This window comes from Micromonospora sp. NPDC005194, from assembly GCF_040608335.1.
In the GTDB taxonomy this organism is placed as follows: Bacteria; Actinomycetota; Actinomycetes; order Mycobacteriales; family Micromonosporaceae; genus Micromonospora.
Genome location: NZ_JBEXIA010000006.1, coordinates 145,915 through 169,323 on the forward strand (window position 1 = coordinate 145,915; position 23,409 = coordinate 169,323).

Annotated in this window: 25 protein-coding genes; 16 read left to right on the forward strand and 9 right to left on the reverse strand. The window is 73.4% G+C overall.

Features of this window, described 5'->3' with window-relative positions; translation table 11 throughout:
• Positions 1–32 precede the first annotated feature (32 nt).
• Complete coding sequence (locus ABZU53_RS07440) at positions 33–830, reverse strand: hypothetical protein (protein WP_354854569.1); 798 nt, start codon at positions 828–830, stop codon at positions 33–35.
• A gap of 80 nt (positions 831–910) precedes the next feature.
• On the opposite strand from ABZU53_RS07440, the gene ABZU53_RS07445 reads away from it, so the two are divergent.
• The gene (locus ABZU53_RS07445) at positions 911–1,855 is read left to right on the forward strand and encodes a Ppx/GppA phosphatase family protein (protein WP_355064517.1); all 945 of its coding nucleotides are present in this window, start codon (positions 911–913) and stop codon (positions 1,853–1,855) included.
• Positions 1,856–1,931: 76 nt separating this feature from the next.
• On the forward strand, positions 1,932–2,738 hold the full coding sequence (locus tag ABZU53_RS07450) for a sugar phosphate isomerase/epimerase (protein ID WP_354854527.1): 807 nt from the start codon (positions 1,932–1,934) through the stop codon (positions 2,736–2,738).
• 18 nt (positions 2,739–2,756) lie between these two features.
• Here the strand turns inward: ABZU53_RS07450 and ABZU53_RS07455 are convergent, their stop codons facing one another.
• From ABZU53_RS07455 to ABZU53_RS07465, 3 genes are read right to left on the reverse strand one after another with little or no spacing between them, the layout of a single operon-like run.
• The gene (locus ABZU53_RS07455) at positions 2,757–3,344 is read right to left on the reverse strand and encodes a CGNR zinc finger domain-containing protein (protein ID WP_234582354.1); all 588 of its coding nucleotides are present in this window, start codon (positions 3,342–3,344) and stop codon (positions 2,757–2,759) included.
• 19 nt (positions 3,345–3,363) lie between these two features.
• Entirely contained in the window at positions 3,364–4,530 is a 1,167-nt protein-coding gene (locus tag ABZU53_RS07460) for a glutathionylspermidine synthase family protein (RefSeq protein WP_354854525.1), read from the reverse strand.
• A 1-nt stretch (position 4,531) separates the two neighbouring features.
• On the reverse strand, positions 4,532–4,888 hold the full coding sequence (locus ABZU53_RS07465) for a hypothetical protein (protein WP_354854523.1): 357 nt from the start codon (positions 4,886–4,888) through the stop codon (positions 4,532–4,534).
• On the opposite strand from ABZU53_RS07465, the gene ABZU53_RS07470 reads away from it, so the two are divergent.
• The 11 genes from ABZU53_RS07470 (at position 4,887) to ABZU53_RS07520 (ending at position 15,171) form a co-directional block, all read left to right on the forward strand.
• Entirely contained in the window at positions 4,887–5,807 is a 921-nt protein-coding gene (locus ABZU53_RS07470) for a proline dehydrogenase family protein (RefSeq protein ID WP_355064519.1), read from the forward strand. The genes ABZU53_RS07465 and ABZU53_RS07470 overlap by 2 nt on opposite strands.
• 42 nt (positions 5,808–5,849) lie before the next feature.
• Entirely contained in the window at positions 5,850–6,650 is an 801-nt protein-coding gene (locus ABZU53_RS07475; protein ID WP_355064521.1) for an alpha/beta hydrolase, read from the forward strand.
• The gene (locus tag ABZU53_RS07480) at positions 6,643–7,218 is read left to right on the forward strand and encodes a WHG domain-containing protein (protein WP_355064523.1); all 576 of its coding nucleotides are present in this window, start codon (positions 6,643–6,645) and stop codon (positions 7,216–7,218) included. Before ABZU53_RS07475 ends, ABZU53_RS07480 begins: the two co-directional genes overlap by 8 nt.
• Positions 7,219–7,279: 61 nt before the next feature.
• Complete coding sequence (locus tag ABZU53_RS07485; RefSeq protein WP_354854516.1) at positions 7,280–8,569, forward strand: hypothetical protein; 1,290 nt, start codon at positions 7,280–7,282, stop codon at positions 8,567–8,569.
• Between the two features lie 34 nt (positions 8,570–8,603).
• Positions 8,604–9,986 carry an efflux RND transporter periplasmic adaptor subunit gene (locus ABZU53_RS07490; protein WP_355064525.1) on the forward strand — a complete coding sequence of 461 codons (1,383 nt, stop codon included), beginning with the start codon at positions 8,604–8,606 and terminating at the stop codon, positions 9,984–9,986.
• On the forward strand, positions 9,983–10,855 hold the full coding sequence (locus tag ABZU53_RS07495; RefSeq protein WP_354854514.1) for an ABC transporter ATP-binding protein: 873 nt from the start codon (positions 9,983–9,985) through the stop codon (positions 10,853–10,855). The genes ABZU53_RS07490 and ABZU53_RS07495 overlap by 4 nt, the downstream gene beginning before the upstream one ends.
• The gene (locus tag ABZU53_RS07500) at positions 10,852–12,036 is read left to right on the forward strand and encodes an ABC transporter permease (RefSeq protein ID WP_354854513.1); all 1,185 of its coding nucleotides are present in this window, start codon (positions 10,852–10,854) and stop codon (positions 12,034–12,036) included. The genes ABZU53_RS07495 and ABZU53_RS07500 overlap by 4 nt, the downstream gene beginning before the upstream one ends.
• 212 nt (positions 12,037–12,248) lie before the next feature.
• Positions 12,249–12,458 carry a helix-turn-helix domain-containing protein gene (locus ABZU53_RS07505; protein WP_007465625.1) on the forward strand — a complete coding sequence of 70 codons (210 nt, stop codon included), beginning with the start codon at positions 12,249–12,251 and terminating at the stop codon, positions 12,456–12,458.
• 214 nt (positions 12,459–12,672) lie between these two features.
• Entirely contained in the window at positions 12,673–12,774 is a 102-nt protein-coding gene (locus ABZU53_RS07510; protein ID WP_007465623.1) for an AURKAIP1/COX24 domain-containing protein, read from the forward strand.
• Between the two features lie 122 nt (positions 12,775–12,896).
• Complete coding sequence (locus ABZU53_RS07515) at positions 12,897–13,973, forward strand: NAD-dependent epimerase/dehydratase family protein (protein ID WP_354854512.1); 1,077 nt, start codon at positions 12,897–12,899, stop codon at positions 13,971–13,973.
• Positions 13,974–14,313: 340 nt separating this feature from the next.
• On the forward strand, positions 14,314–15,171 hold the full coding sequence (locus tag ABZU53_RS07520) for a lysophospholipid acyltransferase family protein (protein WP_355064585.1): 858 nt from the start codon (positions 14,314–14,316) through the stop codon (positions 15,169–15,171).
• A gap of 9 nt (positions 15,172–15,180) precedes the next feature.
• Here ABZU53_RS07520 and ABZU53_RS07525 read toward each other — a convergent pair whose 3' ends face one another.
• The 3 genes from ABZU53_RS07525 to ABZU53_RS07535 all read right to left on the reverse strand — a co-directional run bounded on the left by ABZU53_RS07525 (position 15,181) and on the right by ABZU53_RS07535 (position 18,323).
• On the reverse strand, positions 15,181–16,056 hold the full coding sequence (locus tag ABZU53_RS07525; protein ID WP_355064527.1) for an HAD-IB family hydrolase: 876 nt from the start codon (positions 16,054–16,056) through the stop codon (positions 15,181–15,183).
• Between the two features lie 135 nt (positions 16,057–16,191).
• Complete coding sequence (locus ABZU53_RS07530; protein ID WP_354854508.1) at positions 16,192–17,079, reverse strand: DUF5667 domain-containing protein; 888 nt, start codon at positions 17,077–17,079, stop codon at positions 16,192–16,194.
• Positions 17,080–17,360: 281 nt separating this feature from the next.
• Positions 17,361–18,323, reverse strand: coding sequence for an ECF subfamily RNA polymerase sigma factor, BldN family (locus ABZU53_RS07535; protein WP_354854506.1), 963 nt, complete (start codon positions 18,321–18,323; stop codon positions 17,361–17,363).
• 556 nt (positions 18,324–18,879) lie between these two features.
• Here ABZU53_RS07535 and ABZU53_RS07540 point away from each other — a divergent pair.
• Genes ABZU53_RS07540 through ABZU53_RS07550 form a run of 3 tightly spaced genes read left to right on the forward strand, consistent with a single transcriptional unit; the run spans position 18,880 to position 21,435 of the window.
• Complete coding sequence (locus ABZU53_RS07540; RefSeq protein WP_355064528.1) at positions 18,880–20,505, forward strand: AMP-binding protein; 1,626 nt, start codon at positions 18,880–18,882, stop codon at positions 20,503–20,505.
• Positions 20,495–20,749, forward strand: coding sequence for a glutaredoxin family protein (locus ABZU53_RS07545; protein ID WP_354854503.1), 255 nt, complete (start codon positions 20,495–20,497; stop codon positions 20,747–20,749). Before ABZU53_RS07540 ends, ABZU53_RS07545 begins: the two co-directional genes overlap by 11 nt.
• A 20-nt stretch (positions 20,750–20,769) precedes the next feature.
• Entirely contained in the window at positions 20,770–21,435 is a 666-nt protein-coding gene (locus tag ABZU53_RS07550) for an HAD hydrolase-like protein (RefSeq protein WP_354854501.1), read from the forward strand.
• Here the strand turns inward: ABZU53_RS07550 and ABZU53_RS07555 are convergent.
• Positions 21,416–22,069 carry a response regulator transcription factor gene (locus tag ABZU53_RS07555; protein WP_354854500.1) on the reverse strand — a complete coding sequence of 218 codons (654 nt, stop codon included), beginning with the start codon at positions 22,067–22,069 and terminating at the stop codon, positions 21,416–21,418. The genes ABZU53_RS07550 and ABZU53_RS07555 overlap by 20 nt on opposite strands.
• 40 nt (positions 22,070–22,109) lie before the next feature.
• Complete coding sequence (locus tag ABZU53_RS07560) at positions 22,110–23,405, reverse strand: sensor histidine kinase (RefSeq protein ID WP_354854498.1); 1,296 nt, start codon at positions 23,403–23,405, stop codon at positions 22,110–22,112.
• Positions 23,406–23,409: the final 4 nt, after the last annotated feature.

A 23,409-nucleotide genomic window follows, 5' to 3' on the forward strand; every position in this document is an offset into this window, starting at 1 on the left:
GGAAATGGTAGCAAGTTTGCTACCAAGATCAGCTAGAGATCGTCGGCGGGGTGCGGGGCGACCAGGCCCTGCTTCACCCGGGCCGCGCACAGCTCGGCAAGTCGCTCGTACGCGGCGGCGCCGATCAGCGCGGTCAGCTCCGGCCCGTACGACAGGTACATCGGCTCGGCGCCCACGTGGGCGTCCGTCGAGGAGGTGCACCACCAGTCCAGATCGTGCCCGCCGGCGCCCCAGCCGCGCCGGTCGAACTCGGACAGCGTGGAGACCAGCACCTTGGTGTTGTCGGGTCGCTTGACCCAGTCCTGGTCCCGCCGGATCGGCAGCTGCCAGCAGACGTCCGGCTTGTATTCCAGCGGGTGCACCCCGTCGCGCAGCGCCTGGGCGTGCAGCGCGCAGCCTCCCCCGCCAGCGAAGTCGGCGTCATTGAGGAAGACGCACGGCCCGTCGGGGTCCTGGGTCGCGGTGCGGCGTGCGGGGTTCTTGCCGTCGATCGTGTCCTCGTCGGTCCAGTTCTTGAAACCGCGCCGGAAGTGCTGCCAGGTCGACGGGGTGAGCAGCTTGACGGCCTTGCGGACACGCTTCTCGTCGTCCGAGTCGGTGAAGAACGCCCCGTGCGAGCAGCAGCCGTCGGCGGACCGGCCGGCGATGATGCCGTGGCAACCCCGGCCGAAGATGCAGGTCCAGCGGGACAGCAGCCAGGTCAGGTCGGCCCGGATCAGGTGGGTCTCGTCCGCCGGGTCGGCGAACTCGATCCACTCCCGGGGAAAGTCCAGCGGCACCTCGCGGCTGCGCGGGTCGCCCGGATCGTCCACCAGCACGCGGAGCTCCATCGTCACTCGGACCAGCGTACGCGCGGTGACGTCCCCGGGCCGACGAGCCGCACGAACGTGTTGCACCTAGTGTCTTCACCATGCGACTGGGTGTCCTCGACGTCGGATCCAACACGGTGCACCTGCTGGTGGTCGACGCGCACCATGGCGCGCACCCCTGGCCGGCGCACTCGGAGAAGGTCGTCCTGCGTCTCGCCGAGCAGATCGGCCCGGACGGCGCGTTGACCGAGGCCGGCTCGGACAGCCTGGTCAAGGCGGTCGGCATGGCCAAGGCGGCGGCCACCGGGCTGGAGGCCGACGACCTGATCGCGTTCGCCACGTCCGCCGTCCGCGACGCCACCAACGCGGCCGACGTGCTCGCCCGGGTCCGCGACGAGACCGGCGTACGCCTGGAGGTGCTCTCCGGCGCGGACGAGGCACGGATGACCTTCCTGGCGGTGCGGCGCTGGTTCGGCTGGTCGGCGGGGCGTCTGCTGGTGCTCGACATCGGTGGTGGCTCCCTGGAGATCGCCGCCGGGATCGACGAGGACCCGGACGTCGCGATCTCGCTGCCGCTCGGCGCCGGCCGCCTGAGCCGGGAGCGGCTGCGGGTCGACCCGGACAGCGCGACGCCGCCGTCCGCCGAGGCCGTCGACAAACTGCGGGAGTACGTGGACGGCCGGCTGGACAAGGTGGTCGACCAGTTGACCGAGGTGGGCTGGGGTCGGGCGGTGGCCACCTCGAAGACGTTCCGCACCCTGGCGCGACTGGCCGGCGCGGCGCCGTCCGGGGCCGGTCTCTGGGCGCGGCGCAGCCTGACCCGTGAAGGTCTGCGGCAGGTCATCGGCTTCATCCGGCACATTCCGCCCAGCCAGTTGGTGGAGCTGGAGGGGGTCAGCGCGGGCCGGGCCCACCAGTTGCTGGCGGGCGCGGTGGTCGCCGAGGCGGTGATGCGCAGGCTCGACCTGGACACGCTGGACATCTGCCCGTGGGCCCTGCGGGAGGGGGTCATCCTCCGCCGACTCGATCAACTCGAGCCGATCTGAGCAGGGTGCCGGGTTACGAGTGGTTTGCCAGTGCTCGTCCTGATGGCCCCACGACAGCCAAGCTACGCTGGCTGATGTGACTTCCCGCGTTCCGGTGCTCCTGTCCAGCTCGTCGGTCTTCCCCGAGCCGACCGCGGCGGCGTTCCAACTGGCCGCGGCGCTCGGCTACGACGGCGTCGAGGTGATGGTCTGGACCGACGTGGTCAGCCAGGACGCGGGCGCGCTGCGCGGCCTGTCGGCGCACTACGGCGTGCCGGTGCTGTCGGTGCACGCGCCCTGCCTGCTGGTCACGCAGCGGGTGTGGAGCCCCGACCCGTGGGAGCGGCTGCGCAGGGCCGCCGAGCTGGCCGAGACGCTGGGAGCGCCGACGGTCGTGGTGCACCCGCCGTTCTCCTGGCAGCGGGACTACGCGCGCAACTTCGCCGAGGGCTTGGCCACGGTCGCGGACCGGTTCAACGGCCTGCGCTTCGCGGTGGAGAACATGTACCCGGTGCGGATGGCGGGCCGGCAGTTCGTCCCGTACGTCCCCGGGTGGGATCCCACCGACAGCGGCTACCCGTCGTACACCCTGGATCTGTCGCACTGCGCGGCCTCGCACAGCGACCCCCTCGAAATGGCCGACCGGATGGGCGCGGGCCTGGCCCACGTGCACCTCGGCGACGGCACCGGCGAGGGTCGCGACGAGCATCTGGTGCCCGGGCGCGGCACCCAGCCCTGCGGGGAGCTGCTCTCCTCGCTGGCGGCGCGGGGCTTCACCGGCGCGGTGGCCGTCGAGGTGGCGACCCGGGGCGCGAAGAGTCGCGCGGTGCGCGAGGCGGACCTGCGCGCCGCGCTGGAGTTCGCCCGCCAGCACCTGCCCGCCCAGTCACCGGTCGACGTCTGACCCCGGCGGGGCCCGGCGTCAGCTGACCGGGGTCAGTGATTCGGTGGTCGAGGTCGGCTGCGGGGCGACCGGCAGCTGCTCCCCGATGGCGGCCCGCTTGCGGGCCCGGTGTGCCGCCACGTGCGAGCGGGTGGCGCAGCGCTCGGAGCAGAACCGCCGGCAGCAGTTGGACGACGTGTCCAGGTAGACGTTGCCGCACCGCTCGTCGGCGCAGACCCCGAAGCGGGCGCTGCCGTACTCGCAGAGCCAGACCGACAGCCCCCAGACCGCGCCGGCCAGGTATTCGGCGCTGACCGACGCGCCCCGGCTGGTCACGTGCATGTGCCAGTCGCTGGAGTCGTGCCCGGAGATGCGCGGCTGGACCGGGAACGCCTCGAGCAGCGCGTTCAGCTCGGTCACCGCCTGGGCGTCGCGCCCCGAGGTGCCGTACTCGAAGACGTCGCGGAGCCGCTTCTGCGCCCGCCGGAAAATCGCGACGTCGCGATCGGCGACCTCGTCGCGCATCCAGGCGTTGTCGTCGGGGAAGAGGGCCCGCAGGTCGTCGAGGTCGTCCAGGCGGGCGTTGACCAGGTCAACGCCGGTCCGGGCGTACGCGTCGAAGTTCACGCCCCCAACGGTAGACGACTCACGGGGTGCGCGGCGCGTCGATGTAGTGCGGCAGGAACCGCGCGTAGCCGTCGGTGATCAGACTCGCGCTCTCCCGAACCCCCACCCCGGCCGACTCGCCGTCGACGATCCAGCTGCCCAGCACCACCCGGTTGCCGGCGAACTGCGGCAGCGCCCGGAACTCCTGGTAGCACCAGCCCTCGTCGCCGTAGATCCCCGGGTTGGTGATCTCCTGCTCGGCGGTCACGATGCGTACCGAGCCGCCCTCCCGGCCGAGCAGCGGCTTGGCCACGTACTCGGGCATGCCGCGCGGCGAGTCGAGGTACGCCGGGAGCAGGTATTCGTGGTCGGGGTAGAGCTCCCAGAGGATCGCGAGCAGCGCCTTGTTGGACAGCAGCAACTTCCACGCCGGTTCGATCCAGGTCGTCGGGGTGCCCGGGGCCAGCGCGGGCGGCCCGTACGGCTCGGCCAGCATCCACTCCCACGGGTAGAGCTTGAAGCAGGTGGTCACCGGGCGGTCGGCGGCGTCGACGAAGCGCCGGCCGTCCCAGCCGATCTCCTGGATGGGTTGCAGCTCGACGTCGAGGCCGGCCTGTCGGGCGGTCTCGGCGAGGTAGCCGGCGGTCATGTGGTCCTCGCCCGACTCCTCCTCGTTCGACCAGAGCACGTGCACCCGGGGGTCGTGCAGCCCGGCGCCGATCTTGGCCCAGGCGCCGACCAGCCGCTCGTGCAGGCTGTTCCACTGGTCCAGCTCGGGGCGGGTCTGCTCCAGCCAGTACCACTGGATGATGCTCGCCTCGACCAGCGCCGTCGGCGTGTCCGCGTTGTACTCCAGCATCTTCGGCGGCCAGGTGCCGTCGTACGCCAGGTCGAAGCGCCCGTAGAGGGTGGGTGGCGCCTCGCGCAGCGACCGGGCCACCGCGTCGGCCGCCCAGGCGGGGATGCCGAACTCGGCGTACCGGCGCTGCGCCACCACGTGCTCGGCGGCGGCCACCGACATCCGGTGCAGCTCCTCCGTGGCCTCCTCCAGCCGCAGCACCTCGTCGAGGTCGAAGGCGTACGCGGCGGTCTCGTCCCAGTACGACATGATCCCGCCGTCGGGCAGTTCGGTGTCGACGTAGACCAGCCCCTGCGCGCGGATGGTGGCGTCCCAGTCGGGCCGGGGCGGCACGGACTCACGGCGCACGTCAGCCGCCGCAGGAGGCGAGGTGGGTGCCGAACCCGCCGCGCTCGGGCAGGGCGGCGGTGGTCGGCTCCCCGGCGGTCCGCCCCGCGACAGGCGCGGGGACCCGCATCGCCAGCGCGACCGTGTCACCGCCGCCGACCGGCCCGAGGGCGCAGTCGTCATCGTCGTCGTCCGAGGTCATGTTGCAGCCGGAGAGGGCGAGCGCGAGAGCGGTGAGCGCGCCGAGCTGCACGGAGGCCGACCGGAGCCGGCGGCGGGGGCGTTGGTCCACGGCATCGTTGTAGTCGATCGACGCCAGCACCGCAGCCCCGGCCGCCCCTCGGCGGGGGTCCTGGCAGGGGCGATACGCTCGGCTCATGCTCCGTTCCGTCATCCTCGCCGCCTCCCGGTCATCCCAGGTCGAGCGGCTCGTCGCGACCGCCCCGTACACCCGGGACGTCGTTCGCCGGTTCGTCGCCGGCGCCACCACCGACGACGCGTTGCGCGCGACCCGCGGGCTCGTCGACGACGGTCTGGCCGTCACCCTCGACCACCTGGGCGAGGACACCGTCACCCCCGAGCAGGCCACGGCCACCCGGGACGAGTATCTGAAGCTGCTGTCGATGCTCTCCGGGGCCGGGCTCACCCCGGCCGCCGAGGTGAGCGTGAAGCTCTCCGCGCTCGGCCAGATGTTCGACGAGCAGTTGGCGTACGACAACGTGCGGGCGATCTGCGCGGCCGCCGACGCCGCGGGCACCACGGTCACCCTGGACATGGAGGACCACACCACCACCGACTCGACGCTGGAGGTGCTGGCCAAGCTGCGCAAGGACTTTCCGTCGACCGGCGCGGTGCTCCAGGCGTACCTGCGGCGCACCGAGTCGGACTGCCGGGAGCTGTCCTCCGCCGGGTCGCGGGTGCGTCTGTGCAAGGGCGCGTACCGGGAGCCGGAGTCGGTGGCGTACCAGTCGGCCCGCGAGGTGGACAAGTCCTACGTCCGCTGCATGAACATCCTGATGTCCGGTGACGGTTACCCGATGCTGGCGACCCACGATCCGCGGATGATCGCGGTCGGCGAGGACCGGGCCCGCTGGTTCGACCGGGGGCCGGAGCGCTTCGAGTTCCAGATGCTCTACGGCATCCGTCCCGAGGAGCAGGCCCGGCTGGCCGGCGAGGGCTACACGGTGCGCACCTACGTCCCGTACGGCGACGAGTGGTACGGCTACCTGATGCGTCGGCTCGCCGAGCGCCCGGCGAACCTGGTCTTCTTCGGCCGCGCCCTGATCTCCAAGAAGTAGTCGCCGCTTGACGCGCTTGGCTAATTGGGTTAGCTTAAAGCTATGACAGTTAGCCAGGTGCGGCGGGACGGCGGACACATCGCGTACGAGGTGCACGGCGACGGCCCACTGGTCGTCCTCGCGCACGGCATGGGCGAGAACAGGGCGAGCTTCCGACACCTGGTGCCGCTGCTCGTGGCCGCCGGTTACCGGGTCGCCTCGGTCGACGTACGCGGGCACGGGGAGTCCAGCGTCGGCTGGCCCACGTACGCCCCGGCGGAGGTCGGCGCCGACCTGCTGGCCGTCGTCCGTGACCTCGACGCCGGGCCGGCCGTGCTGGTCGGCAGCTCGTCCGCCGCCGCGGCGGTGGTCTTCGCCGCGACCGACGCGCCCGAGCTGGTCTCCGGCATCGTGCAGATCGGCGCGTTCGTCGGTCAGCCGAAACTCAACCCGCTGCTGCGGGCGGCGATGGCGGCCGTGCTGCGCAGTCCCCGACTGTTCGGGATGTTCCACAACACGCTCTTTCCCGTGCACCGGCCGGCCGACGACGCGGCGTACCGCCGGTCGATGGTGGCCAACCTGCGCGAACCCGGCCGGATGGCCGCGACCCGCGGTGTGATCGCGCCGGTCGAGCCGCACTGGACCGCCCGCGCGCCGCAGGTGCGCCAACCGGTGCTGGTGCTGATGGGCGCCAAGGACCCGGACTTCCCCGACCCGGGCGCCGAGGCGCGGGCGGCCCGCCGGCTCTTCCGCGTCGCCGAGGCCCGGATGATCGAGGAGGCCGGGCACTACCCGCACGCCGACCGGCCGCGGGCCACCGCCGACGAGCTGGTGGGTTTCCTGGCGGTGTGTGCCGGTGCCTAGGGCCGGGCTCAACCAGCAGACCGTGGTGCGGGAGGCCGCCCGGCTGGCCGACGAGGTCGGCTACCAGCAGCTCACCCTCGCCGCGCTCGCCAGCCGGCTCGGAGTCGCGCTGCCCAGCCTCTACAAGCACATCCGAGGGGCGGACGCGCTGAGTCAGAAGCTCGCCGCGCTGGCCACCGTCGAGCTGGCCACAGAGCTGACCACGGCGGCCGCCGGCCGTTCGGGTGGGGACGCGCTGCGGGCGATGGCGGACGCCTACCGCGCCTACGCCCACCGGCACCCCGGGCGCTACCCCGCCACCCAGCGGGTGCCCGACCCGTCCGACCCGGAACACGTCGAGGCGGGCGAACGCGCGGTCGGCGCCATCTTCGCGGTGCTGCGCGGCTACGGACTCACCGGCGACGACGCGGTGGACGCGACCCGGGCGTTGCGCAGTGCCCTGCACGGGTTCGTCGCCCTGGAGGCCGCCGGTGGCTTCGGCCTGCCGCGCGAGGTCGACCGCTCGTACCACCAGTTGGTCGCCGGCCTGGACGTGGCATTCCGCTCCTGGCCGGCTCGCGGAGCCTGACCCGGTCCGATCGGCCGGGTCGGCCTCGCCCGATCCGGTCTTTGGTCGTACCCTTCGGCGGGTGACTGACGGGGTGCAGCAGCCAGCACCGCGGCGGCTCTGGCCGCTGTGGACCGTGCTCGTCGTGGTGGTCCTGCTGCTGGGCTGCGGCCTTCCGGCGGCGTTGGTCGTCGGTGCGGTACGCGAGGCCGGCGGCCGGGCCACGGTCAGCCGGGCCGGCGCCACCGCGACCGACGACCCGGCCACCGCCGTCGCCCGTGCTCTGTCCGACCGGATGACCGCGCAGCTCCAGCGGCAGTCCACGGCGCTGCTCGGCGGCGACCGGCCCGCCTTCCTCGCCGTCGCGGACCCCGCCGCGCATCCCGACCTGCGCCGTCGTTTCGCCGCGCTGCGCGCCCTGAAGGTGACGGTGTGGCGGGCCGAGCCGAGCGGCCTGCCCGTACCGGTCGTCGGCAGGCCGGGCGAGTGGCGGCTGCTGGTGCGCTTCCAGTACTGCTTCGTGGCGCCCGGCTGCCGACCGAGCCCGGTGCTGATCGGCACCCGCTGGCGGGAGAACGGCGACCAGCCGCGACTGGTCGCCCTGGAGGAGTCCAAGTCCGCCGAGACCGGCACCCGACCGTGGGAGATCAGCGAGCTGACCGTGGCGGTCGGCGCGCGGACCATCGTCGCCACCACGCCGGCGCTGCGCGGCAAGCTGCCCGGCCTGCTGACCCAGGCGGAGGCGGCCGCCGCCGTCGCCGACACGTACGCCGTGACCGGCTCGCCGCCGGACCGCTACCGGATCTTCTACGCCGGTCGGACGGAGTGGCAGCGCTGGTACGGCGGCGGACGCCCACAGTGGACCGGCGGCTACGCGGTGACCGTGGGCGGCGGCCACCACGAGGTGGTGCTCAACGCCGACGGGCTGTCCAGCAGCAGCACCGACGACCTGCTCCGGCACGAGCTGACCCACGCCGCCTCGCTGCCGGAGCGCGGTTACCCGGGCAAGACGACCTGGTGGCTCGTCGAAGGGCTTGCCGAGTTCGCCGGCTCGGGCGGTCAGCCGGTCGACCGGTACGAGGGGCTCGCGGAGGTGCGCAAGCTGGTCCGGGGCGGTTGGGACGGCCGGCTGGAGGGCGTCACGCCCGCCGACGACGCCCCCGCCGAGCGGGTCGGCGGCAGCTACGGCGTCGGCTACCTCGCCGTCCGGCACCTCGTCGACCGGTTCGGGCCGGAGCGGCTGCTGACCTTCTTCAAGGCCGTGGTGCACGAGCGCAAGACCCCCGACGCCGCCGCCGAGCAGGCGTTCGGCGAGCAGTGGTCGACGTTGCACGACGAGTGCGTGGCGTACGTCCGCGCGACCTCCGCCTGACGGTCGGCGCGACGGTGCGCCGTACGATCGATGGGTGCGCCGCCCCCAGTTGCCGCGGCCCGCAAGCGCCACGCGGCCCCGCCTGCTCATCGCCCTGACCGCCGTCGCCGTCCTCACCGCCACCACCGCCGCCTCGTGCGGCGACGACCAGCCGCCGGTCGCGCTCGCCTCGGCCGCCCGCAACCCGGTCAGCGAGGTGATCGACGCCCCGGCGACGGTGACGGCCCGCGCCGCCGCCACCCTGACCGCGCCCGCCGACGGCACCCTGGCCAGCCTGCGCGTCCAACCTGGACAGCGGGTGAAGCGTGGCCAGGTGCTCGCGGTGGTCGCGTCCCCGTCGGCCCAGGCGCGGCTGCGCCAGGCGAAGGAGGCGCTGGACGCCGCCAAGCGCGCCGGCCGGGGTGTCTCCACCGGCAACCTGAGCAGCAGCCGGCGGGGCACCGACAAGGCGGCCGAGGAGGCGTTCGACGCCGCCCGCGAGGCCGCCGAGAAGATCGCCGACCCGCAACTGCGCGACGCGCTGCTGACCCAGGTGACGTCCGCCCAGCGGCAGTACGCCGCCGCCGCGCGCAGCGCCGACGCGGCGGTCCGCGCGGTGCAGCGGGGGATCAGCGGGCTGAACTCCGCCGTCGGCTCGCTCTCCGCGGCGCAGCGGCTCCAGGCTCAGCAGGCGTACGACCTGGCGAAGGCGACAGTCGACGCGCTGACCCTGCGTGCCCCGGTCGCCGGGGTGGTGCAGCCCGGCGGCACCCGGGCCGGCAGCGGTGCCAACGGCGGACTGGCCGGGCTGTTGGAGCAGGCCGGTGGGGCCGGGCTCGACCCGTCCGCGCTGGCCCCCGCCCAGGGCGGGCCGCCCGCCGGGGTCGACGACGCCGTCGCGGTCGGCGGTCAGGTCACCGCCGGCACGCCCGTGCTGACCGTGGTGGACACCGGGCAGTTGGGGCTGCTCGCCGAGGTGGACGAGACCGACGTGCTGCTGGTCAAGGCCGGGGTCGGCGCCACAGTCGAGTTGGACGCCGTCACCGGCGCCAGCTACGACGCCACGGTCCGCTCGGTCGACGTGCTCCCCACCAGCTCCGCGCAGGGCGGCGTCACCTATCGGGTACGCCTCACGCTGGGTCCCGGGAAGCTGGCCGAGGACGCGCCGGCCCCGACGCCCCGCCCCGGCATGAACGCGATCGTGCACCTGCGCGTACGCGAGGCCGCCGACGCGGTGACCGTCCCCGCCTCGGCGGTGTTCTCCGCCGACGGCCGGGACGCGGTCTGGGTGGTCCGCGACGGCAAGGCCGACCGGGCGCCGGTGACCGTGGGCGTCCAGGGGGCCGACCTGGTGCAGATCCTCAACGGGGTCCAGGCCGGCGACCGGGTCGTGGTGCGCGGCACCGACCAGGTGCGCGACGGCCAGGAGGTCCGGTGACCGACACCCCGCCGGCCATCGAGGCGGTGGACGTGTCGCGGACGTACCACCTTGACGGGGTGTCGGTGGAGGCGCTGCGCGGGGTGTCGCTGACCGTGCAGCCCGGTGACTACGTGGCGCTGGTGGGGCCGTCCGGCTCGGGCAAGTCCACGCTCATGCACCTGTTGGGCGGGCTCGACCGACCGACCGGTGGCCGGTTGGTGATCGGCGGGCGGGACGTCAACGCCCTCTCCCCGCCGGAGATGGCCGCCCTGCGCAACGAGACGATCGGGTTCGTCTTCCAGGCGTTCCACCTGCTGCCGCGTACGTCGGCGGTGGAGAACGTGGCGTTGCCCCTGGTCTATCGGGGTGTGTCGGCCCGGCAGCGCCGGGAGCGGGCGGCGGCGATGCTGGGCCGGGTGGGTCTCGGGCACCGGCTGGACCACCGGCCCAACCAGATGTCCGGTGGCGAGCAGCAGCGCGTCGCCATCGCCCGCGCCCTGGTCACCGAGCCGACGGTCCTGCTGGCCGACGAGCCGACGGGCAACCTCGACAGCGTCACCGGCGCGGCGGTCCTGGAGCTGCTGGAGCGGTTGAACGCGGAATCCGGGGTGGCGCTGGTGATGGTCACCCACGACCAGGAGGTGGCGGCTCGGGCCGCCCGCCGGATCACCATGCGCGACGGTGTGGTGGTGGCGGACAGCGCCACCGCACCTCATGATCGACCGCTGTCCGTCGATCACGGTCGACCTGAGACACTGGTCCCCGCTCCCAGCGCGGAGCCCCGGTCCGTGTCCGGAAGCGGCCCGGGGCACCCGTCCGGTGGCTCTGGTGGCGCCGCCGGAGCCACCGGGCGCCTTCCGCGCGAGCCCGAGGACGGTGCGGCGTGAGGGTCGCCGAGGCGTGGCGGGTCGCGCTGGACGCGCTCCGGGCCAACCGGCTGCGCAGCTCGCTCACCATGCTCGGCGTGATCATCGGGGTGGCCTCGGTGGTGCTGCTGGTCGCCATCGGCACCGGCACCAAGCAGAAGGTGGAGCAGCAGGTCGAAGGGCTCGGCTCCAACCTGCTGCTGGTCGTCCCCGGCAAGATCGAGGTGGGCACCGCGCCGGTCGTGTCGCCGTTGACGCTCAAGGACGTGGACGCGGTCTCCCGGGTCGTCGGCGATCCCGATCGGGTCGCGGTCACCGTCGCCTCCGGGGCGACCGCACGGGCCGGCGCCCGCTCCGACTTCACCACTGTCCAGGGCGTGCTGGAGACCACCCCGACGGTGTTCACCCGGTCGCTGGCCCGGGGCCGCTACCTCACCGGCACGGACGTCGACACCAGCCGGCGGGTAGCGGTCCTCGGTGACTCGGTGGCCCGCGCGTTGTTCCCCGACCGAGATCCCCTGGGTCAGCAGGTGACCCTCGCCGGGGTGCGGTTCCGGGTCATCGGCGTCTTCGCGCCCCTCGGGCAGAGCCTCGGCGTCGACCGGGACGACGAGGTGCACGTGCCGGTCACCGCGGCGCAGCGCCTGTGGGGCACCCAGCGGGTGGACGGCATCGCGGTGAAGGCGCCCGACCGGGAGCGCATCGACGAGCTGGGCGAGCGCATCGTCGCCGAGCTGAACCGCCGCCACCCGGACACCGAGTTCAGCGCGGTCACGCAGCAGCAGATCCTCGGTGTGCTCGGCGACATCCTCGGTGTCCTCACCGGCGTGCTCGCCGCCATCGCCGGCATCTCGCTGCTCGTCGGCGGCGTCGGCGTCTCCAACATCATGCTGGTCAGCGTCCGGGAACGGACCCGGGAGATCGGGCTGCGCAAGGCCGTCGGCGCGCGGCCCCGTGACATCGGCGTGCAGTTCCTGCTGGAGGCGGTGCTGCTCACCACGATCGGCGGGTTGACCGGGATGGCGCTGGGCGTGGGCACCGCCCTGCTGGTGGACGCGTTGTCACCGATCCCGGCGGCGATCACCTGGTGGTCGTTGGCGCTGGCCTTCGGTGTGTCGGCGGCGGTGGGGATCGTCTTCGGGGTGGTTCCCGCGCAGCGCGCCGGCCGGCTCGACCCGGTGGTGGCGCTGCGCGCCGAGTGAGATCGGGCCGGGCCAATCGGACGACCGGCGCAGGCGGGGGGATAGCGGGAGCGCGGATCGGGTGAACCGACGATCTGGGCATGATCAGTTGTACGAAGGGATCGCGCCGGTCACAGCCGCCCCGCTACCGTACTGGTAACACGCGCGTCGCCGCCCGGCCCGGAGCATCCGTCGGGTTGGCACGCGCCGGGCATGGGATGGGTCGGTGAGCCATGGCCGGGTCGCAGTCCGATGGACGGCTGTCGGAGGTCAAGTTCCTGACCGTCGCGGAGGTGGCGACGGTCATGCGGGTGTCAAAGATGACTGTCTATCGCCTCGTGCACAGCGGTGAGCTCACCGCCGTCCGGGTGGGGCGGTCGTTCCGGGTGCCCGAGCACGCGGTGCACGAATACCTGCGGGGCGCGTTTCAGGAAACCGCCTGAGCCACCGGTCCGCCGATCGAGTGCCACGTAGGCGGCATGGACGGGGGCGCGTTGGTCCTGCTGACGCTCTCCGGCTACCCTGGAGCCCGACCGAGACCCCACCGGTGCGCCCTGCCGCCCAGACCGGTCCGGTCCGTTGTCCGCATGCGGTCGCCGTCGCCACCTGCGTGGTGTCATCCGGTCCGCCCCGCACGTTGTATCGAAAGGCTGTCGTATGGGCTCGGTGGTCAAGAAGCGCCGTAAGCGCATGGCTAAGAAGAAGCACCGCAAGCTGCTGCGCAAGACCCGCGTCCAGCGTCGCCGTCTCGGCAAGTGATCGTCGCCGGGCGCTGAGCCCGGCATAAGGCCTCACTTGCCAAACTGTCGACCCCCGGAGGCTCAGGTGATCAGGCCGTGGTCGTCCCGGCTCGATCCCTCCTGTCGGCGTAGGTGCGTCAGATGACCCCCGGAAGCACCTCAGGTGCTCCGGGGGTCGTCGTCGTCACCGGGGTCGGTCGGTACCTGGGCGCGCACGTGGCTGCCCGGCTGGCCGCCGACCCCCGCATCGAGCGGGTCATCGGCGTGGACGCGCCGGAGCCGGGCGCCGAGTTCACCGATCTGCTGGACCGGGTCGAGCGGATTCGCGTCGACCCGGGGTCGCTCGTCGGGCTCCTCGCCGACCTGGAGGTCGACGCGGTGGTGCACCTCGCGTTGGTCAGCGCCCCCGACCAGCAGCACGGCGGCCGGTCGGCCATGAAGGACCAGAACGTCATCGGCACCATGCAACTGCTCGCCGCCTGCCAACGGGCGCCCCGTCTGCGCAAGCTCGTGGTCCGCTCGTCGACCGCCGCGTACGGGGTGTCGTTCCGCGATCCGGCGGTGTTCACCGAGGAGACCGAGCCGCGCGAGGTGCCGCGCGGCGGTTTCGGCCGCGACATCCTCGACGTCGAGGGGTACGTTCGCGGCTTCCGCCGCCGCCGGGCCGACGTGACCGCGACGGTGCTGCGTTTCGCTCCGTTCATCGGTTCGACCGCCGACACGACGTTGACGCGCTACTTCGCGCAGCCGTTCGTGCCGACCGTCTTCGGCCGCGATCCCCGGTTGCAGTTCCTGCACTTCGACGACGCGTTGGAGGTGCTGCACCGGTCGATCGTGGAGGATCACCCCGGCACCTACAACGTCGCCGGTCCGGGGGTGCTGTCGCTGTCCCAGGCGATCCGGCGGGCCGGTCGGGTGGCCGTGCCGGTGCTGGAGCCGGGTCTCTCGGGCGCCGCGGCGCTGGCCCGCACCATGGGGTTCGGCCGCTACGGCCTGGACCAGGTCGATCTTTTCGTGCACGGGCGGGTCGTCGACACCACGCGCCTTGAACAGGAGTACGGCTTCACACCCCGCTCCACCGCCGCCGCGTTCGACGACTTCATCCGCGCCCACAACGGTGGGGTGGTGCTCAGCCGGGGTCAGTTGGCCGCCGCCGAGCAGTTGGTCCTGGACGGCATCCGGCAGGTCCGTGCCGCGGTGCGGGAGCGGTCGTCATGAGCGCGCGGCGTGCGCCGGTTGGGCGAGCCCCGCGGTCGCGAACCGAGGTGGCGTCATGACCGGGCCGACGCAGGGGCGCGAGCCGGCGGGCATGGGGCCGTTCGACGTACCGCCGGGGCCACCCGTGCCGGACGCGGAGCCGGCGCGGCGCAACGGCCACCGACCGGCGAGCAGGCTCACGCCGGCCGGGACGCCGCGCGACGAGGTCGACACCGCGACCGACGAGCCGGCGGTGGCGGGCGGCGACCCGGCCGCCGACGAGGTCGACACGACGACCGACGAACCGGCGAGCGGGGGCGTCCCGCCCACCGCGGGCGGGGCGGGCGGCACCGGTCCGGCGGTGCCGGATCGGCCCGGCGACCAGTGGGACCGCCGGGTCGCGAACGGGCTGGCGTTCCTGCGCCGACGGCTGGCCGGTGACTACGAGGTCGACGAGTTCGGGTTCGACCCGGACCTGACCGACGCGGTCTTCCACCCGCTGCTGCGGCTGCTCTATCGGGACTGGTTCCGTACCGAGGTCAGCGGGGTCGAGCACGTCCCCGTCGACGGGCCCGCGCTGGTGGTCGGCAACCACTCCGGCACCGTCGCCCTGGACGCGCTGATCCTCTCGGCGGCGTTGCACGACAAGCACCCCGCTCACCGCTACCTGCGCCTGCTCGGCGCCGACCTGGTCTTCCGGATGCCGGTGGTGTCGGAGATCGCCCGCAAGACCGGTGGCACGGTGGCCTGCAACCCGGACGCCGAGCGGCTGCTCGGCGGTGGTGACCTGGTCGGTGTGTTCCCCGAGGGGTTCAAGGGCGTCGGCAAGCTCTACGCCGACCGGTACAAGCTGCAACGGTTCGGTCGGGGCGGCTTCGTCTCGGCGGCGCTGCGCACCGGCACGCCGATCGTTCCGGTCGCCATCGTCGGCGGCGAGGAGATCTACCCGATGCTCGCCGACATCAAGCCCCTGGCTCGGCTGCTCAAGCTTCCGTATTTCCCGGTCACGCCGACCTTCCCCTGGCTCGGGCCGCTGGGCATGGTGCCGTTGCCCAGCAAATGGCTGATCGAGTTCTGCCCGCCGATCCCCACCGCGCACCTGACCGACTCGGCGGACGACCCGCTGGTGGTCTTCAACCTCGCCGACCAGGTGCGGGAGACCATCCAGCAGACCCTGCACTCGCTGCTGGAACGGCGACCCGACCCCTTCGGGCCGTAGGCCCGACGGTCAGCCGGCGCGGCGGCGGCGCTGCAACGCCAGGCCGGCGGTGACCGCGCCGGCGACCAGACCGGCCGCCGCCGTCGACGGTACGGCGATCTTGACGGCCCGACGGCCGGTGCGGAAGTCCCGCACCTCCCAGCCGTACTGCCGGGCCTGCCGCAGCAGGGTGCCGTCCGGGTTGACCGCCACCGCACGGCCCACCGAGCGGAGCAGCGGCAGGTCGTTGGCCGAGTCGCTGTAGGCCGCGCAGCGGCTCAGGTCCAGCCCTTCCACGGCGGCGAGCTGGGTGACCGCCTCGGCCTTCGCCGGCCCGTGCATGAGGTCGCCCACCAACCGCCCGGTGTACGCCCCGGCCCGCACCTCGGCCACCGTGCCGATCGCGCCGGTCAGGCCAAGTCGGGTGGCGATCACCCGGCCGATCTCCACCGGGGCGGCGCTGACCAGCCACACGCGCTGACCGGCGTCCAGGTGGCGCTGGGCGAGCTGCCGGGTGCCGGCCCAGATCCGAGGGGCCATCAGCTCGTCGAAGATCTCCTCCGAGAGGCGTTCGACGTCGTCCACCCGCCACCCCTCGACGAAGGCGAGCGCGGCGTCCTTCGCCTGGGACATGTCCCCGGCGTGCTCGCGGGCGAGCAGCCGGAACCGGAGCTGCTGCCAGGCGAAGCGGGCCAGGTCGGCGGTCGTGAAGTAGTTCCGGGCGGCGAGCCCGCGGGCGAACCAGTAGATCGACGCGCCCTGCATCATCGTGTTGTCGACGTCGAAGAACGCCGCGGCGGCCGGGTCCGGTGCGGGTGGGGTCACCGGCGCCAGCGCGGTCTCCGCCCACCCGGCGGTGTGACCGTGAGCGTCGGTGCTGACCGTCACCTTGCGGCTGCGCGCCACGCGACTCCTCTCCTGACCAGGTACGACGGATGCCTCCAGCGAGGGTAGCCGGAGCGCACGGTCGACCGGCCGGACCACAGGGAACTGTGGCCCGGCCGGTCAGACGTGCGGTATGGCGGTCCCGGGGCTGGCGGGTCAGCGCTCGCCGGGGCAGGTGGTCGGGGTGGGTCCGAGCGCGTCGCTGCCGGTCGGTGCCGGCAGGCCGCAGGCGATCGCCGCGCGTACCGAGTCCGAGCGCTCACGGATGCTGTCCAGCAGGGCCAGCGACCTCCGGGTCCGTTCGCGGTCGGCCCGGCTGGCGCCGTCGAGCAGGTTGGTCACCGCCCGGCGCTGGCTGGCGACGAACGTGTTGACGGTGTCCAGGCTGGCCGGCTCGGCCCGCTGCACGGCGGCGGCGGTGAGCAGGCGGATACCCTGCCGGGTGTCGGCGTCCATGTCGTCGAGGACGGCGCTGTAGCCGATGCGGTCGCCGCGCAGTTCGGCTGCTTCGCCGAGCCTGGTCCGGGCGAAGTCCAGGAACAGCTGGCCGCGGCTGACGTCCGAGCTGGCCAGGGCGAGCTGGGCCCGCTCGGTGGAACGCTTCATGCCGTACAGCGCGTCGCCGGGAACGGCGTTCTCGCTGGCGGCGGAGATCCCGGAGACGGCGATGGCGCCGGCGGCGATGCCGACCAGGATCGCGCCCCGGGCGCGGGCCCGCCGGGCGGTGACCGCGGGTAGCAGAGAGCCGCGGCTCGTGGCCGCGGCCCGCGGGGCAGCCGGCTCGGCCGTCGCCGGTGGGGTGCCCATTCCCTCGCGCTCGGCGGTGGCGAGCAGCATCGCTCGCAGGCCGGTGCGGAACTCGGGGTCCACCTCGGCCGTGGGGGGATCGACGCTGAGCCGCTGACCCACTGCGACGAGCGGGGCCAGTTGGCTGTCCACCCGGGACCGCACGTGGTGCCGCCGGCCGCCGTTGGCCTCGTCGAGAAGCTGCGCGAAGCGCTCGGCGCGCCGGCGGGAGAAGAGGATGTCGTCCACCGCAGGCACCTCCTCTCGCTGGTCACGGCCGGTCGGCCGCCATAATTGCCAGCGACCGGGCGGCGGTGTGACACCACGGAGGTGAGGTGCCGTCCGGCGTGCCGGTCGGACCTCGGTGCCCCGGGCCTGCCGGGACAACCACCGGTCGCACCCGGAGAAACGCGGCGGACCGGGCACGGGTTACGGGCCTGGCGGGGCGGAAATCACAGAAAGTGATCGCCGTCACCGGGTGCGACCGGGCCTGAGCTGCCGAGACATTGATCGACGCTCGTCGGCCCCGCCGCCGAGAATCACGGCTGGAAGCCGTCGGGCAGAAGCCGTGCCAGGGCGCGAACGGCCCGGTACTGCAGGGCCTTGATGGCACCCTCGTTCTTGCCCATCGCGCGGGCTGTCTCGGCGACCGAGAAGCCCTGGAGGAACCGGAGCACGATGCACTCCTGCTGCTCCGGGTTGAGCTGCTTGACGGCGGTGAGCAGGGCGACGTTGGTGATGTGTTCGACCACCGCGGCTTCCGGGCTGCCCTCCGGGCCCCGGTCCTCGCGGTCGGCGTCGAGCACGTCGCCGGTGGTGACCTCCAGCCGGTACCGGCCGGACTTGAAGTGGTCCGCGACCAGGTTGCGGGCGATCGTCACCAGCCAGGCGCCGAGGTCGCGGCCCTGCCAGGTGAAGCTGCCGATCCGCTTGAGAGCGCGCAGGAACGTGTCCGAGGTGAGGTCCTCGGCGAGTTGGCGGTTGCCGACCCGGAAGTAGACGAACCGGAAGACGGTGTCGACGTACCGGTCGTAGATGAGGCCGAACGCCTCGGACTCGCCAGCCTGCGCCCGCTCGACAAGCGTCCAGACCTCGGTGGCCGGGTCGGACGGGTCCGGGCGGCTGGGGAAGCCGGTCGGGGTGGTCGGGGTGGTCGGAGTGGCGGCCGGGACCGCCGGGATCACCGCCGTCTCGCCCGCCGTCGGATCGGTGGCCGCCGTCGGCGCGTCGCCGACCCGACGGCCCTGGGAGGGCATGGTCGGTCGGGCCGGTGCGGCGACACGGCCACCGGTCGGCATCGCGTTGCCACCCGGGACCGCCGGTCTCGGTGGTGGCTCGTTGGTGTGTGGGCGGTTGCGGGTCCGCTGGGCGGCGTTGTCGCCACGCATCGCGGCGTGCGGGTCGCCCAGCGGCGCGCGGGCCGCCGGTCGTTCGTTGACCGGGGAGCGGGTCGTCTGGCCAGTCAGGCCGACCGGGCGTTCCGCGTATCCGAAGGTGGTCACCGCGCGGCCCCCGTCCCGTTGGTGGCCGGCCGGGCTGGTTTACGGGTCGTCGGTGCGGACCGACCGGGCAACCGGTCGGGCAGGACGGTTCCGGGGTGTGCCGACGGGCGGCAGTTCCCCTTGAGGTGCTGGTCCAATGCGCTCACAGGCACGGGGGCCTCCTCGGGCTGAGGGGTGTCGACTCACGGCAAATGGGGTGAGCCGACCCGAGTGATAATAGGGCCAACGTCACCCGCGCGTGGCAAGTCCGTTACACAGGGCGGAAGTATTTCCCGCTGTGTCGCACCGGTGGCGGACCGGTTGTCCGTCGTGTGCGTTTGACTTTGACCCGGGCCGGTGGTCCTGGATGGATCCCCAGGTCGGGGGCAGTTTGGCCGATCGGCCGCGCCGTCCCGGCCGGCCGCCGCGTGGGCCGGGACGAAGCGTCGGCCGGCCCACCACCCGTCCCATCGGCCGGACTCGATCGGAGTGTCGACGACACCGCGACTGTCCCATTGACGGGACGCCGGGCAGCCCTGGCGGCCCGACCGTCGGGCGTGGCCTGTCGACCGCCGCTGTGCCAGACTCGACCACCGTGCAGGACTTCTCGGCAGACCCCGCGCCGAACCTCGCCGACCGGGTCCATCGGGCGGCTCTCGACCACGGTGACCGGCCCGCGCTGTACTGGCGGGAGGGGCGCGTCACCTGGTCCGAACTGGACGCCGCCGTGACCGCCGCCGCGCACGGCCTCGCCGCCGCCGTGCCACCCACCGACCCGGGTGGCCCGCCGCCGCGGGTCGCGATCGGGCTGCACAACACCCCCGACTTCGTGATCGGCTGGCTCGGCGCACTGCGAGCCGGCCTGGTCGCGGTCCCGGTCAACCCCGGCTTCACCGCCCCGGAGCTGCGGCACGTACTGGCCGACTCCGGCGCGTCGGTGCTCATCGGCACCGAGCGGGTCCGCCGCCTGGTCGCCGAGGTGGCCGCCGACCTGCCCGCGCTCACCGCCGTGCACGACACGCCGCCGACCGCCGACGCGCCCGATCCGCGCCCCCGTCCGCGCCGAGGCGGCGACGACCTGGCCGTACTGCTCTACACGTCCGGCACCGAGGGCCGTCCGAAGGGCGCGATGCTCTCGCACCGTGCGCTGCTGGCCAACCACGAACAGGTCGCGGAGATCGAGCCGCCGGTCGTCGGGCCGACGGACACCGTTCTCCTGGCGTTGCCGCTGTTCCACGCGTACGGGCTCAACTCGGTGCTCGGCGCCGTCGTCCACCACGGGGCCACCGGCGTGCTGCTCGACGAGCCGGGGCCTACGGCGGGGCTCGCCGAGATCGCCAGGCACCGGGTCAGCGTGCTGGTCGGCGTACCGTCGATCTTCCTGGCCTGGGCCGACGCCGACGCGGTCCGCGCGGCGACCGTGTCGGTGCGCGTGGCGGTGTGCGGCGCGGCGCCGCTGGATCCCGCGGTCGCGGCGCGCTTCACCGAGGCCACCGGTCATCAGGTGCACGTCGGGTACGGCCTCACCGAGACCGCGCCGGTGCTCACCTCCACCCTGGTCGGTCCGGTGGTCAAGCCCGGCTCGATCGGCCGGCCGCTGCCCGGCGTGGAGCTGCGCCTGGTCGGCCCGACCGGGGAGGACCTGTGGCGCGACGGCCAGGCGGTCCCCGACGACGACCCGGACGAGCTGGACATCTCCGATGTCGCCCCGGGCACCGACCCGGGGCAGATCGTCGTTCGCGGGCGCAACCTCTTCGGCGGCTACTGGCCCGACGGCCGCGACGGCCCGGACGACGACGGCTGGTGGGGCACCGGTGACATCGCGTACGCCGACGAGGACGGTGACCTCTTCCTGGTCGACCGGCTCGGGGAGTTGATCCTGGTCAACGGGTTCAACGTGTATCCCCACGAGGTCGAGCTGGTGCTCGCCGGGCACCCCGGGGTGGTCGAGTCGGCGGTACTGGGTGTGCCGCACCCGCGGACCGGCGAGACTGTGCGGGCGTACGTGGTGCCGGTGCAGGGCCGACCGGTGACCAGCGAGGAGCTGCTCGCCCACTGCGCACGCAACCTGGCCCGGTTCAAGTGCCCCACCGCTGTCGAGTTCGTCGACGCCCTGCCGCACTCGGCGATCGGCAAGGTACGCAAGACCCAGCTCCGGTCGGCGACGCCGACCGACCGCACGGAGGTAACCGATGGCCACTGACGCCCGACTCGCCCTGATCACCCGACCCGGCTGCCACCTGTGCGACGACGCCAAGGTGGCGCTCGACCGGGTGGTCGCGGTGACCGGCGACAAGTGGGTCGAGTGGGACGTCACCGGCGACGAGGAGCTGGAACGGGAGTACGGCGACCGCCTGCCGGTGGTGCTGCTCGACGGCAAGGAGCACGGCTACTGGCGGGTGGAGGAGGAGCGGCTGCTGCGGGACCTGACCACCCCGCAGCTCTGAGCGGTGCCTATGGTGCTCTGATGACCCCTGCGCAACCCCACCTGGTCTGGGACTGGAACGGCACCCTGCTCAACGACCTCAGCCTGGTGGTGGCCGCCACCAACGCCGCGTTCGCCAGCGTGGGCGGGCCGACGGTCACCCTCGACGAGCACCGGACGCGGTTCCGCCGGCCGATCGCCGACTACTACGCCGAGGTGCTCGGTCAGGCCGTCGACGACGACGCGTTCGGCCGCCTCGACCGGATCTTCCACGACGCGTACCGCAGCGGCCTGACGACCTGCGAGCTGGCTGCCGACGCGCAGTCCGCGATGGCCGCCTGGGAGGGCAGCCAGAGCCTGCTGTCCATGTGGTTCCACGAGGAGCTGGTGCCCACCGTGCACACCTACGGGCTGACCGGCCACTTCACCCGCGTCGACGGCCTGCGGGCCACGGTCGGCGGCGACCGCAAGGCCGAGTCGCTCCGGCGGCACCTGGCCGAGCTGGGCGTGGACGGCAGCGCGGTGGTGCTGATCGGCGACTCCATCGACGACGCGGACGCGGCCCTCGCGGTGGGCGGCCGGGCGGTGCTCTACACCGGCGGCTTCACCGACCCGGCCCGGCTGCGCGCCTCCGGCCACCCGGTCGCCGACACCCTCACCGACGCGGTGGCCCTGGCCGCCCGGGAGGTCAGTTCCGCAGGTAGGTGAGGACGGCCAGCACCCGCCGGTGCTGCTCGGTGTCCGGCGGGAGCGTGAGCTTGGTGAAGATGTTGCGCACGTGCTTCTCCACCGCGCCGTCGCTGACCACCAGGGCGCGGGCGATGGCCGTGTTCGACCGGCCCTCGGCCATCAGGGCGAGCACCTCCCGCTCGCGCGGGGTCAACTCGCGCAGCGGGTCGTCGCGGCGGCGTCGGGCGAAGAGCTGGCCGACCACGTCCGGGTCGAGCACCGTGCCGCCGCCGGCCACCCGACGCAGCGCGTCCAGGAACTCGTCGATCGCGGCCACCCGGTCCTTGAGCAGGTAGCCGATGCCACCGCCGGCGCCGCCGGTGGTGGCCAGCAGATCATCGGCGTACGAGACCTCGACGTACTGGGAGAGCACCAGGATCGGCGTACGCGGCACCAGCCGACGCGCCTCCACCGCGGCCCGCAGCCCCTCGTCGGTGTGCGACGGCGGCATCCGGACGTCGACGATCGACACGTCCGGCCGGTGCTCCACCACCGCCTCGACCAGCGCGTCACCGTCCCCGACGGCGGCCACCACCTGGTGCCCGCTCTCGGTCAGCAGCCGCACCAGCCCCTCCCGGAGCAAGACGGCGTCGTCCGCGATCACGATGCGCATGGCTGTGGTGTCTACCACGTCCGGCCCGGCTCTCGTTGGTTCACAGCGGAAGTTCCGCACGGATCTCGGTGGGCCCGCCGCTCGGGCTCACCACGGCCAGCTCCCCGCCGGCCGCCCGGACCCGGTCGGCGATGCCGGCCAGCCCGTGGCCCTTGGCGAGGTGGGCGCCACCCTGCCCGTCGTCGCCCACCCGCACCTGGAGCTGGGCTTCCTGGCGGGCCACGGCGACCACGGCCTCGGTGGCCCGACTGTGCTTGGCGATGTTGGTCAACGCCTCGGCCACCACGAAGTACGCGGTGTTCTCCACCGCCGGATCGAGCCGGCCGCCAGGCGTGCCGAGCTGCCGGTCCACCTGGAGCTCGATGGGGATGAGCCCGCGGCCGGCGAGCGCGGCCAGGGCGCTGGGCAGACCCCGGTCGACCAGGATCGGCGGGGCGATGCCCCGGGACAGCGCCCGCAGCTCGGCCAGCGTCTCCCGGGTCTGGGTCACCGCCTCGTCGATGGTCCGGCCGGCGGCCTCCGGGTCGGAGGCGAGCTGCATCCGGGCCCGGCTGAGGTCCATCGCGAGCCGGACCAGGCGCTGCTGGGGGCCGTCGTGGATGTCGCGTTCGAGCCGGCGCAGCGCGGACGCCTCGGCGGACACGGCGGCCCGCTTCTGCTCCTCCAGCACGGTGATCCGGTCCCGCATCTCGGCCACCCCGGTCAGCAGGGCCTTGGCGAAGCTGGCCTGGAGCAGCGCGCAGCCCCGGACCACGATCGGCAGCGTGATCAGGAAGAACACGCCGATCGCGGTGGTCACCCCGATCCGGGCCGTGGTCGACTCGCCCAGGCCGAGCAGCTGGGCCAGGTCGCCGTCGCCCTCGCCGCGCGGCAGCGCCCAGTCGTACACCCAGTAGAGGGAGCCGGCAGCCGCGGCGATCCACCAGGCAAGCGTCAGCACGAAGGTGACCAGCGCCACGATCACCCGCAGGATGCCGTGCGCCAGATCGAGCCAGGACTGGGCGTCGCGCATCGGCAGGAAGATCCGCCGCCAGGCGTTCGCGCCCGCCTCGGGCAGTCGGTAGTGCGGGCGGATCCGGGGTTGCCGCAGCACGGCGGGCAGCCGCAGCCGCTCGATGTCGGCCAGCCCTCGGGCCGCGTACAGGGTGCCGCTGAGGATCGGCAGGCCGATCACGGTGACCACCAGGCCGACGCCGGCCACGAGGCCCGCGAGGAGGACGACGAAGCTGGCCACCGCCAGCGGGAGGCCGAGCAGCACGTACCCGGAGTCGACGAAGAGCTGGCGGGGGATGCTCGGTGCCAGCGTCGGATGGTCGCTGGCGGCAACGGCGGTCATAGCC

Bases quoted from the DNA above. Each gene is read 5' to 3' on its own strand.
- ABZU53_RS07555 (WP_354854500.1), bottom strand. From the start codon at position 22,069: ATGCGCATCGTGATCGCGGACGACGCCGTCTTGCTCCGGGAGGGGCTG.
- ABZU53_RS07515 (WP_354854512.1), top strand. From the start codon at position 12,897: ATGACCCCCGGAAGCACCTCAGGTGCTCCGGGGGTCGTCGTCGTCACC.
- ABZU53_RS07445 (WP_355064517.1), top strand. From the start codon at position 911: ATGCGACTGGGTGTCCTCGACGTCGGATCCAACACGGTGCACCTGCTG.
- ABZU53_RS07560 (WP_354854498.1), bottom strand. From the start codon at position 23,405: ATGACCGCCGTTGCCGCCAGCGACCATCCGACGCTGGCACCGAGCATC.
- ABZU53_RS07510 (WP_007465623.1), top strand. From the start codon at position 12,673: ATGGGCTCGGTGGTCAAGAAGCGCCGTAAGCGCATGGCTAAGAAGAAG.
- ABZU53_RS07470 (WP_355064519.1), top strand. From the start codon at position 4,887: ATGCTCCGTTCCGTCATCCTCGCCGCCTCCCGGTCATCCCAGGTCGAG.
- ABZU53_RS07545 (WP_354854503.1), top strand. From the start codon at position 20,495: ATGGCCACTGACGCCCGACTCGCCCTGATCACCCGACCCGGCTGCCAC.
- ABZU53_RS07550 (WP_354854501.1), top strand. From the start codon at position 20,770: ATGACCCCTGCGCAACCCCACCTGGTCTGGGACTGGAACGGCACCCTG.
- ABZU53_RS07475 (WP_355064521.1), top strand. From the start codon at position 5,850: ATGACAGTTAGCCAGGTGCGGCGGGACGGCGGACACATCGCGTACGAG.
- ABZU53_RS07505 (WP_007465625.1), top strand. From the start codon at position 12,249: ATGGCCGGGTCGCAGTCCGATGGACGGCTGTCGGAGGTCAAGTTCCTG.
- ABZU53_RS07440 (WP_354854569.1), bottom strand. From the start codon at position 830: ATGGAGCTCCGCGTGCTGGTGGACGATCCGGGCGACCCGCGCAGCCGC.
- ABZU53_RS07465 (WP_354854523.1), bottom strand. From the start codon at position 4,888: ATGAGCCGAGCGTATCGCCCCTGCCAGGACCCCCGCCGAGGGGCGGCC.